Below are 10,730 nucleotides of genomic sequence, written 5' to 3'. Positions count from 1 at the left end.
GACGTGACCGATCGTTCCGATGTTCACGTGCGGCTTGTTGCGTTCAAACTTGCTCTTTGCCATGGGTATGTTTTCCTGTGATCAATGAGATACGGCCCGGCAGGCCAGTGTGCCGCCGGCCGGTTTGGGGAGGCGTTTAAGGGTTTCGCAAGAATTGCGCAAGGCCTATTTGCGCGGGAGGGACAGGCCGTCGTCTCACCCGCGAGATGCGGGCTTTCGACGCTGCAAATGGGAGTGCCCCGCGGCAATTGCAAGACGGTCGCGCATGCCGGACGATCGCCTCAAACGCGCGGCTGAGCGTGGAGGTAGCCGCGACACGCATCACCCGCTGCCGGATCTCAACCCCAGCCTTGAAAAGCTTGCGGTCATGCTCGATCACCATTTCCAAAAGTTCTTAGCCTGTCGTTCTTCCGCCATCACGCAGAAGTCCCAGTTGCTCTTTTGTGACGTGGTCATAACACACGTCTCCACCGAGGAGACCATCAATGCCGAAGCCACCGCATCCCGCCGACATCGCCGATTGCGCCAAGGTCGAGACCGTAATCTACTTCAACGTCCATCTTCGCACCGGCCCGACCGAGAAGGTAAACCGCGAGGCGCCGACGCTGCGAGGCGCGATCAAGATCGCCGATGAGATCGTCGCTGGATCGAACAAGCCCGCGATGATCTACGCAATCACCCCCGAACGCTTCACGGTCCTTGTCCCGAAGGACATGATCGAGGCTGCACGGAATGAAAGCACGATAGAAAGCGATACTGCCAGACCGGCAGCGAAAGCGCAGGAAGCCGATCCGGCCGTCCCGGCGGTACCGAGGCCCAAGGGGAAGCGTGCGGCGACCGTAGAAGCCGCACAGCGCGGCGAGCTGCCGGCGGCCCCTGATTCCTCGGCCGAGACGCACAAGCGCTTCCGCGCGAAGCTCGCCCGCCTCGTCGATATGGCCGAAGCCGGGGATATCGCCGGTCTCAAGGATGAGCCGATTAATCCGGTATCGAGCAGCCCGAAAGCCATGCTGCGCTATCGTGAGCTCTGCCTTGGGGCGTTGCTTGCGTGGTCGCCGTCGCAATAGTCAAAAATTCCCGTTTCCTTCAATGCGGTCCAGGCTGACTTGTGCGAGGATTGGCTTCTTTGACCGTGAGGAAACCAATGAGTGCTGTCGAGCTATTAAAATCGGAACATTTTCCCGACCGCCGCCTGTACCGCCGTATCGGCAAATCGCTGCCATCGCGTGTCGAGACGCGAGGATGGACCAGTGTCGGTATCTTCGAGGAAGCCGCCCTGCCCGCCTGGGTGCGTACAAATCTCGACGGTCGAGACTTCGCTGCTTTCGAGTGGTCTGTAGAAACCATTGAATGAGGAGGCCCAACCGACAAGTGCCTTCGCCATGTCGCATTGGATCGCATCCTATGTCGGGCACGCTGGCCAGCCGGTTGGCTAGCGCGTAACCTACAAAGTATTTCGGCTATGGAGACACAGACTTAGCGAGGAAAATGGAGCGGGTAGCGGGAATCGAACCCGCGTATTCAGCTTGGAAGGCTGCTGCTCTACCATTGAGCTATACCCGCGGGGTCTTGATCCGTGCGACAGAATGGTGGAGGGAGTTGGATTTGAACCAACGTAGGCTGAGCCAACGGATTTACAGTCCGTCCCCTTTAACCACTCGGGCATCCCTCCAGTATTCCGTCGGGATCAAGCGACCAGTCCGATCTTCGGAAGCGGCTGTTTGTGCCGCCCCTTGATCTGCGCCGGGTATATGACCGCCCCGTTTCCTCCTGTCAACACAACGTTGGCAGTTTTTTCAAAAGTGGGAAATCGTCCACAGCAAGGCGCATCGTCTACCGATGCATGCGCAGGCATTCCTCATGCGAGGTCTCCACTGACGCGCCGCGGGCGCTGGCGGGGAAAATGGTTTCCCTGCCGGCCCGCGCTCGATATAAGGCCCGCATGAGCAAAGATCCTTCCGGCGACAAGAGCGCCAAAGACACCCATTACGCAACCCTGCGCCGCGCCCATCGCGACCAGAAGCGCGAGCGCGGAGAAATCCCGACGCCGCCGGAGGACCGTCGCCGACAGATGGCGGATGCCAAGGGCGCAAAGGGCGGGAAGGCCGCATGGCAGGCGCCGCCGCTTGCGCCCGACCAGGTCCAGCTCTACGGCATCCATACGGTCAAGGCTGCACTTGCCAATCCGGAGCGCAAGATCGTCAGCCTTTCGGCGACCCTCAACGCGCTCGTCCGTCTTGAGATCGAGAACACCGATGCCCTGCCCTTCCCGGTGGACATCGTCTCTCCCCAGATGCTCGACAAGATCCTCGGGCCGGACGCCATCCACCAGGGCGTCATGCTGGAAACAAAGCCTTTGCCGGTCCGCCGCCTGTCCGCGCTGAAGGACAGCCCGCTGATTCTCGTCCTCGACCAGGTGACCGACCCGCACAATGTCGGCGCCGTGCTCCGTTCGGCGGTGGCATTCGACGCGGGTGCCGTCATCACGACGATGCGGCATAGCCCGACAGAGTCGGGCGTCATGGCCAAATCGGCGTCCGGCGCGATGGAGCTGATCCCCTACATCCAGATCACCAACCTCGCCGACGCGCTGGAAGAACTGCACGGCCTCGGCTTTCACTCGATCGGCCTTGATTCGGAAGGCCCGGCGCCGCTTGAAGAAACCTTCGTCGGCGACCGCGTTGCGCTGGTGCTGGGAGCCGAAGGCAAGGGCCTGCGCCAGAAGACCCGCGATACCGTCTCCGCGCTCGCACGCCTCGACATGCCCGGCGCCATCAAATCCCTCAATGTCTCCAACGCGGCAGCCATCGCGCTCTATGCCGCGCGCGCGCATCTCAAACGCTAGCCCGGGCCTCGCGCCCGCGCATTTCCGCTTTACACGCCGGAGGAATCTGCTAATTCCTCCGCTGCTGCCCTTATAGCTCAGTTGGTAGAGCACCTGATTTGTAATCAGGGGGTCCCGGGTTCGAGTCCTGGTGGGGGCACCAACACACCGTCAGATTTGTCACCACTACAGCCGCTGAGCAGCCGAGAGCCCTCTCGTGCCGGCGTTTACTCACGTCGTCGCCATTGCCGGCATGGTGGGCCACAGGGCCAAACTTCTATCTCGCTTCTGCCTTACAGAAGGCATCCTTCCGGTTGTCCGCAAGCTTCGCTTCAGCCAGAGCGCTTAAGCTCACCTGCACAATCGGGAGAGACGGGTGGCATCGGACGATATCTGGCGGACAGCTTGGGCCATTGTTGCCGAGCACATGACACGGGGCGAGACGGATCCGACCAAGATGGTCGCGGACGGCATCCGGCGCGAGCGTGCGCACTGGCTCGGGACAGGCAATCTTGGAATCCATGTGCCCGAGGCGGACCATGCGCAGGATAAGGCGGCGCAAGACGACCTTACGATCGATCGTCCGGCCCGCGATGGCAGGGTGTACGACGAGAGAGCGGAATGCGGGATCGGCAGCAACTGAGCATCGGCACCCTCCCCGGCTCAACGTCCCCTTCTGGATCCTGTCGGCACGTGCAGGCTGCGCGAGCGTCCCGGCGACATCGTGGATCCCGTTGACCCTTACACCCGCCCCTGTGCTCTTGCGCCTCCGTCGACCCCTGTTAGGTTGTCGCGGTTGCGGTGCTGCAGACTCACTGTTCTGACATCTCTGGGAGGCAAATGATGAAAAACGGGTATCGCATCGGTGCGGTGTTGCTGGCTGCGGTGCTGATGGCCGGCTGCGGACCGACAAAGCCGCAGTTTCAGGTTGCCGTCGAGACGATGAAGGGCAGCAAGCGGGCACGGGACAAGGTCACGGCCGACTGCATCGCCGGGTTTACGCAGACGGGCGTCCAGGGCGCCGCGTTGGTTCTCGACGTGCCGGAGAAGGATGCCAAGCGGGTTGCGTGCCAGCGCATGGTCGCTGCCATCACGGCCGGTCGCCTGGATTACGAGGATCTCCAGTCGATGATTGCCAAGCGGCCGACGGCGAAGGTCGTGCGGGTGATGCAGAACCGCTGACGCCGGCAGCAGGAGCAGACGTAGCGGCGCAGAGGTGCCGGCACTCGTCGATGCCGCTCTGCCCGCCGCATCGACCGGACCGAGGAACGGGTCTCCCGGCCCGGCGTCCGGCCGCCGCGCAAGCGCACGCCGGTCGGGAACGATGTGGGGATGTCGTCGTTAGCGTCGGAACGCTTGAAGGAGACCTCCATGTCCGATGCCCACCGACCGACCCCGCCCCATCCCGAACAGCAACAGGCACCGCCCGGGCTGACGCGCCTGATGGATCCCCTGCCGGACCACGGCGAGAAGACCTACAAGGGCAATCATCTTCTCAAGGATAAGGTTGCTCTCATTACGGGCGGCGATTCGGGCATCGGACGGGCGGTGGCCATTGCCTACGCCCGTGAAGGCGCCGACATCGTCATTTCCTATCTCAATGAAGACGAGGATGCGGAAGAGACCGCCAAATGGGTTCGCGAGGCCGGGCGCAAATGCGTGGTGGTCCGCGGCGATATCCAGTCGGAAGAACACTGCATCGCTCTGGTCGACCAGACCGTCCGCGATCTCGGCCGCATCGACATCCTCGTCAACAATGCCGCATTCCAGCGAACCTATGCGGATATTGCCGATATCACGGCTGACGAGTGGGATACGACCTTCCGCACCAACATTTACGCGTCGTTCTTTCTCTCGAAAGCCGCCGTTCCGCATATGAAGCCCGGCAGCTCGATCGTGAACACGACGTCGATCCAGTCCAAACAGCCCTCGCCGCAGCTTCTGGCCTATGCCTCCACCAAGGGCGCGATCCTGAATTTCACGGCCGGTCTTGCCGAAATGCTGGCCGAGAAGGGAATCCGCGTCAATGCGGTGGCGCCGGGTCCCATCTGGACACCTCTCATTCCCTCGACGATGCCTCCGGAAAAGGCGGCGCAGTTTGGCAAACAGACCCTGATCGGTCGCGCCGGACAGCCGGCGGAGCTCGCGGGCGCGTATGTGCTCCTTGCGTCCGAACTCGGCAGCTACATGACGGGCGCGGTCGTGCCGGTGACCGGCGGCGAGATCATGATCTAGTCGGTCGCCGACGATCGAGATAAGAACAAGCGCTCGCCGTTTCTCGAAGCGCTTGAGACAAGACGCCGCGTGCCCCAAGGCGCGCGGCGTTTTCGATGAGGTGTCAGCACGACCTTTTCAACACGAGTGTCGTTTGATTCCGGCGGTCGTAAGCGCCGGTTTCTTTTCGCTATCTCTTTCATACAGCGGGATTTTATGCATGATGACGCTCGGCCGGCCTCGGCCCCGGCCGCCTCGGCGGCGTGTCCAGACAATGGCAAGGCACCCTATGCTACGCACCTTCGAGACGATCGCCTTTGCCCCATCGCAGGCAGAGGAAGCGCAGAGAGCGGCGGCAGAACTGACGGCTATCTATGGCAATGCGGATCTGGAAGCGGCCGACGTGATCGTGGCGCTCGGGGGCGACGGCTTCATGCTCCAGACGCTTCACCAGACCATGAACACCGGCAAGCTCGTCTACGGCATGAACCGTGGCTCCGTCGGGTTTCTGATGAACCGCTACAGCACGGCAAATCTGCGGGAGCGGCTGGAAAATGCCGTGGAAAACGCCTTTCGTCCGCTCGAAATGCAGACGCGCGACAGCGAGGGCCGCAGCTTCAGTGCCCTTGCGATCAACGAGGTCTATCTGTTCCGGCAATCCTATCAGGCCGCCAAGCTGAAGATCACCGTCGACGGACGGGTGCGTCTGGAAGAGCTGATCTGCGACGGCATTCTTCTTTCCACACCTGCCGGATCCACGGCCTACAATCTCTCCGCCCACGGCCCCATCCTGCCGCTCGAGGCGCCGCTTCTGGCCCTGACGCCGGTCAGTCCGTTCCGCCCGCGGCGCTGGCGCGGGGCTCTGCTGCCCAACAAGGTGACGGTGGAAATCGAGATCCTGGAAACGGACAAGCGGCCGGTCAATGCCGTGGCCGATCATGTCGAAGTCAAATCGGTCGTGTCGGTTCGTATCGCCGAGTCCGAGGAAATGACGGCACGCATCCTTTCGGATCCCGACTACTCCTGGTCCGACCGCATTCTGGCCGAGCAGTTTTCCAACTGATTCGATTCGCGAAGAATTTTATGGCAGGCTTACGCAGTGGGAGGGAATCAGGTGCAGGACACGATGGTCGTATGATGCAGGTGTGGAGGATCGGTCTTGTTGCCGCCGCTGTCACGGTTGGTTCGCTCAACGCACATGCCGAGGACGTGCTTCCCGCCAATGTGACCTTCGTCACGAGCTCCGGCTTTTGGGAGGACAGTGGTGAGGGATCGGGTAGCTCCAATCCCGCTGAGAACGCGAAGCCGCCAGCAGCGGCGGCCGCGACCGCACAAAAAGGCTATTATAAGCTGATCGCCCTTCGCCAGACGGACGGCACGGCGCATGTCGTGCTGCAACAGGTCGCCCTCGATCCGGCAGGGCCGCGAATCGTCTCGTCGACGGAGCTGGACGAATTTTCCCGGATGAAGGCGTTCGTGACCGACATCCGGCCGGAAACCTCCGATGGCGTGACCCAGCAGCCCGGATTGTTCGCGACCGTCTATCTGCGCACGGATCCGGCCGCGACCGATATCGAAACCTGGACGGTGCTGATCGACGAATTCGGCGATATCCGCATCGAGCGCGAATCGAATTAGTGCAGGTCGCCCGAAAGGGTGCAGTGGGTTCGGGAAACGACACGCATAAGAACAAGACCTTAAAGCAAGTTGCGTAAAACCTTTTTCGCGCAACGCTTTAGGCGCGCTGTCTGCTCCTCGGCTCGGCCGAGAAGACGCGGCTGCGCTTTCGCGCAGCCGTCCGTTCAGTTCAGATCATCGACCGCCGCATCCGCGCCGCCGTTCACGCGATGGGCAAGCGCTGCTTCCATGAAATCGTTGAGTGCGCCGTCCAGAACGTCGGACGGTGCCGTGCTTTCGACGCCCGTTCGCAGATCCTTCACCAGCTGATATGGCTGGAGAACATAGGAGCGGATCTGGTGGCCCCAGCCGATCTCGGTCTTCGACGCGGCTTCGGCATTGGCTGCCTCCTCGCGCTTCTTCAGCTCGGACTCGTAGAGCCGGGCGCGCAGCATGTCCCAGGCCTTCGCCTTGTTCTTGTGCTGCGAGCGCTCCTGCTGGCACTGCACCACGATGCCCGAGGGCATATGGGTGATCCGGACAGCCGAGTCGGTCGTGTTGACGTGCTGTCCACCAGCGCCGGACGAGCGATAGGTATCGATGCGGCAATCGCTCTCGTTGATGTCGATCTGGATCGAGTCGTCGACCACCGGGTAGACCCACACGGACGAGAACGATGTGTGTCGGCGGGCGTTGCTGTCGTAGGGCGAGATGCGGACGAGGCGGTGAACGCCGGACTCGGTCTTCATCCAGCCATAGGCGTTGTGACCCTTGACGAGAAGCGTTGCGGACTTGATGCCCGCTTCTTCCCCATCATGGATTTCCATGAGTTCGACCTTGTAGCCCTGACGTTCCGCCCAGCGCGTGTACATGCGCAAGAGCATGTTCGCCCAATCCTGGCTCTCGGTTCCACCGGCGCCCGAGTGCACCTCGAGATAGGTATCGTTGCTGTCGGCTTCGCCCGACAGCATGGCCTCGACCTGGCGGCGCGCGGCTTCCGTGCGCAGGCCCTTCAGCGTTTCCTCGGCATCGCGGATGATGTCGGCATCACCCTCTTCCTCGCCGAGTTCGATGAGTTCGATGCTGTCCTTCAGCTGCTGCTCGAAGGCGCGAACGCTGTTGATGCCTTCATCGAGGCTCTGCCGCTCGCGCATCAGCTTCTGGGCTTCGGCCGCATCGTTCCACAAGCTCGGATCTTCCGCCTTGTTGTTCAACCAGTCCAGTCGTCTTACCGCCTGATCCCAGTCAAAGATGCCTCCTCAGCAGGCTTACGGCCTGCTTGATCTCGTCGACGATGTTCTCGATTTCGTTACGCATTGTCTCTTTTCTTCAATGTCTTGGTCTTGATCGTGCGGAAGTGCCTGCTCGTGAAATAGCGACGCCCGCCGCCGATGTAAAGGCAGCGGGCGCATCGCAATCGGGGATGCTAGAACAGGCCGTTCGAGCCGGACGTGACGGCCTGGTTCGCCTGGGGCGAGGTCCGCAGGATCTCTTCCGGCGGCACATAGGCATCGGCACCGCCGATGACGGAGAAGGTATCGGCCGGGCCCGTGCCCGGCTTGAAGGCTTCGATGATCGTGTCGGGATCGCCTTCGGCCGCGGCCATGCCGGTCTTGCGGTTGACGGGCACCAGGCTCATGCCTTCCGGCGGAATGAACTTGGTCGGACGCGTGCCTGCAAGCGCGGCCTGCATGAACTCGTTGAAGACAGGAGCTGCGAGGCTGCCGCCTGTGCCGCCGCGCCCGAGGGGCGCAGGGTTGTCGAAGCCGAGATAGAGGCCGGCCACCAGATCGGGCGTAAAGCCGACAAACCAAGCATCCTTCTCGTCGTTCGTCGTTCCGGTCTTGCCGGCCACGGGGCGGTCGAGCGTGACCTTGCCGGCGGCGGTTCCCCGCTGCACGACGCCCTCCATCATCGACGTGATCTGGTAGGCCGTCATCGGATCGAGCACCTGCTCGCGGTTGTCGGTCAGGGTCGGCTCGTCCTGCTCCTGCCAGTCCGCGGCATTGCAGGTTTCGCAGGTCCGTTCCTCATGGCGGAAGATGGTCTTGCCGTAACGGTCCTGAATGCGGTCGATCAACGACGGCTTGATCTGCTTGCCGCCATTGGCAATGACCGAATAGGCCGACACCATGCGCATGACGGTGGTCTCGCCCGAGCCGAGCGACATGGCGAGCACAGGCAGCATCTTGTCGTAGATGCCGAAACGCTCGGCATATTCGGCGACGATGTTCATGCCCATGTCGTTGGCCAGCCGCACGGTCATCAGGTTGCGCGATTTCTCGATGCCGAGGCGCAGCGTCGACGGACCGGCCGAGCCGCCGCCGTAGTTTTCCGGACGCCAGACCTGGCCGCCCGTCACGAGCTCGAAGGGTGCGTCGAGAATAACGGACGCAGGCGTATAGCCATTGTCGAGTGCCGCCGCATAGACGAACGGCTTGAACGACGAGCCTGGCTGGCGCATGGCCTGCGTTGCGCGGTTGAACTCCGACTGGCCGTAGGAGAAGCCGCCGACCATGGCGAGAACGCGGCCGGTCTGCGGGTCCATGGCCACAAGGCCGCCCTGCACCTTCGGCGGCTGGCGCAGGCGGTAGTCGCCGTCCGTTTCCAGGGGTTCGACATAGATGACATCGCCCGGGCCGACCACGCCTTCCGGCGAACGCGCCGTGCGGCGATTGCCGTCGGACGAGCGATAGGCCCACTGCATGTTCTTGGCCGAGATGCGCCCGGTCACACGGTCCGGGCCGACCTTGCCGGCGCCGTCCTTAGAGGGCTGAATGCCGATCTCGGCGCCCTTTTCGTCCACCGCGAGCACCACGGCGAGCTTCCACTCCGGTACGTCGGAGAGCGCGTCGAGCTTGCCGAGCGCAATGCCCCAATCGCCGCCGATCTCGATGCTCTTCAGCGGGCCGTGAAAGCCGCGACGTTCATCGTAATTGACCAGACCATCCTGCAGGGCCTTGCGCGCCTCGACCTGGATCTTGGGGTCGAGAGACGTGCGAACGGACAGGCCACCTTCGTACAGCGCATTGTCGCCGTAGCGCTGAATGATCTGGCGCCGGACTTCTTCGGCAAAGTAGTCCGACGCGAACAGATGCGAGCCCCCGCGGCGCACGGCAACGCCGAGCGGCTGGGTCTTGGCCTCGTCGCCATCGGCCCGCGTGACGTAACCGTTCTCCACCATCCGGTCGATCACCCAGTTGCGGCGTTCGAGCGCGGCAGCCTCGTGGCGGAAGGGATGGTAGTTGGACGGGCCCTTGGGCAGCGCAGCGAGATAGGCGGTTTCGGCAATCGTCAGCTCGGTGACCGACTTGTCGAAGTAGGTCAGAGCCGCACCGGCGATGCCGTAGGAGTTCAGCCCGAAAAAGATCTCGTTCAGATACAGCTCGAGAATTCGGTCCTTCGAATAGGCCTGCTCGATGCGGAAAGAGAGAATGGCTTCCTTGATCTTGCGGTCGATCGTCTGGTCAGCCGAGAGAAGGAAGTTCTTGGCGACCTGCTGAGTGATCGTCGAGGCACCGACGGGACGGCGACCGGAGCCCATGTTCTGCACGTTGACAAGGATCGCGCGGCCGAGACCCATGAGGTCGACGCCGGGATGCTGGTAGAAGTTCTTGTCTTCGGCCGAAATGAAGGCCGCTTTGACGCGGTCGGGAATGGCCTGGATCGGCAGATAGAGACGACGTTCACGGGCATATTCCGCCATGAGCTCGCCATTGCCCGCATGGACGCGGGTTGTCACAGGGGGCGCGTAGGTCGCCAGCACCTCGTAATCCGGAAGATCCTTGTTCAGGTTTCCGAGATAGAGTGCCGCTGCCGCCGCCGCGATCAGCACGAGGAAGGCGCCGGCGCCGAAGAAGTATCCAATCAGTCTGATCATCGGTTGGCTACCGGTCCCTTCGTCGTCGCTATCAAATGAAAGGCAGCGTTCCCGCCGCACCTTTCTGCATGTCGTCCGTCACGGTGCAGGACACCGGTGACGATGTTGACGCCGTGACCTGTGCGCCCGCCTCACATCCGTCAGGAACGAAGGTCACGCCCGGCCTCAGATCCGAACCGAGACGGCGCGGGTACC

The 10,730-nt window shown here is 62.4% G+C and carries 10 protein-coding genes, 3 tRNA genes and 1 pseudogene; 9 read left to right on the top strand and 5 right to left on the bottom strand.

Annotation, left to right across the window (positions count from 1 at the left end; genetic code table 11):
- Positions 1 to 63: pseudogene (locus tag ASG03_RS21980) on the bottom strand (GTP-binding protein); the annotation flags it as partial.
- A 422-nt stretch (positions 64 to 485) separates the two neighbouring features.
- Here ASG03_RS21980 and ASG03_RS11280 point away from each other — a divergent pair.
- On the top strand, positions 486 to 1,067 hold the full coding sequence (locus ASG03_RS11280; protein ID WP_062693608.1) for a hypothetical protein: 582 nt from the start codon (positions 486 to 488) through the stop codon (positions 1,065 to 1,067).
- 77 nt (positions 1,068 to 1,144) lie between these two features.
- Entirely contained in the window at positions 1,145 to 1,354 is a 210-nt protein-coding gene (locus ASG03_RS21470) for a hypothetical protein (RefSeq protein ID WP_156381809.1), read from the top strand.
- Positions 1,355 to 1,489: 135 nt separating this feature from the next.
- On the opposite strand, the gene ASG03_RS11275 is transcribed toward ASG03_RS21470, so the two are convergent.
- Together ASG03_RS11275 and ASG03_RS11270 are read right to left on the bottom strand one after the other, a co-directional pair.
- Positions 1,490 to 1,563 (bottom strand) — tRNA-Gly (locus tag ASG03_RS11275).
- Positions 1,564 to 1,587: 24 nt separating this feature from the next.
- Positions 1,588 to 1,672 (bottom strand) — tRNA-Tyr (locus tag ASG03_RS11270).
- Positions 1,673 to 1,942: 270 nt separating this feature from the next.
- Here ASG03_RS11270 and ASG03_RS11265 point away from each other — a divergent pair.
- From ASG03_RS11265 to ASG03_RS11235, 7 genes are all read left to right on the top strand, one after another.
- A complete protein-coding gene (locus ASG03_RS11265; RefSeq protein WP_062471841.1) occupies positions 1,943 to 2,845 on the top strand; it encodes a TrmH family RNA methyltransferase in 903 nt (300 codons plus the stop codon).
- Positions 2,846 to 2,911: 66 nt separating this feature from the next.
- A tRNA-Thr gene (locus ASG03_RS11260) sits at positions 2,912 to 2,987 on the top strand.
- A 213-nt stretch (positions 2,988 to 3,200) separates the two neighbouring features.
- Entirely contained in the window at positions 3,201 to 3,467 is a 267-nt protein-coding gene (locus ASG03_RS11255; protein WP_062468301.1) for a hypothetical protein, read from the top strand.
- 197 nt (positions 3,468 to 3,664) lie between these two features.
- A complete protein-coding gene (locus tag ASG03_RS11250) occupies positions 3,665 to 4,006 on the top strand; it encodes a hypothetical protein (protein ID WP_062468303.1) in 342 nt (113 codons plus the stop codon).
- A 189-nt stretch (positions 4,007 to 4,195) separates the two neighbouring features.
- Positions 4,196 to 5,059 (top strand): SDR family oxidoreductase, encoded by an 864-nt coding sequence (locus ASG03_RS11245; RefSeq protein ID WP_164490743.1) that lies wholly within the window; start codon positions 4,196 to 4,198, stop codon positions 5,057 to 5,059.
- 268 nt (positions 5,060 to 5,327) lie between these two features.
- The gene (locus ASG03_RS11240; protein ID WP_062693606.1) at positions 5,328 to 6,101 is read left to right on the top strand and encodes an NAD kinase; all 774 of its coding nucleotides are present in this window, start codon (positions 5,328 to 5,330) and stop codon (positions 6,099 to 6,101) included.
- Positions 6,102 to 6,181: 80 nt separating this feature from the next.
- Positions 6,182 to 6,676 (top strand): hypothetical protein, encoded by a 495-nt coding sequence (locus ASG03_RS11235; protein ID WP_062693636.1) that lies wholly within the window; start codon positions 6,182 to 6,184, stop codon positions 6,674 to 6,676.
- A 164-nt stretch (positions 6,677 to 6,840) separates the two neighbouring features.
- On the opposite strand, the gene prfB is transcribed toward ASG03_RS11235, so the two are convergent.
- Positions 6,841 to 7,972, bottom strand: a protein-coding gene (prfB, locus tag ASG03_RS11230) for a peptide chain release factor 2 (protein WP_162241378.1) whose coding sequence is annotated in 2 segments (ribosomal slippage) — positions 6,841 to 7,902 and positions 7,904 to 7,972 — 1,131 coding nt in all. Because the reading frame shifts where the segments join, the coding sequence is not laid out codon by codon here.
- 109 nt (positions 7,973 to 8,081) lie between these two features.
- Entirely contained in the window at positions 8,082 to 10,535 is a 2,454-nt protein-coding gene (locus tag ASG03_RS11225) for a penicillin-binding protein 1A (RefSeq protein WP_062468309.1), read from the bottom strand.
- Positions 10,536 to 10,730: the final 195 nt, after the last annotated feature.

The sequence above is a fragment of the Rhizobium sp. Leaf341 genome (genome assembly GCF_001424325.1).
Taxonomy (GTDB): domain Bacteria; phylum Pseudomonadota; class Alphaproteobacteria; order Rhizobiales; family Rhizobiaceae; genus Ferranicluibacter.
This window is presented reverse-complemented; position numbering and strand designations above follow the sequence as displayed.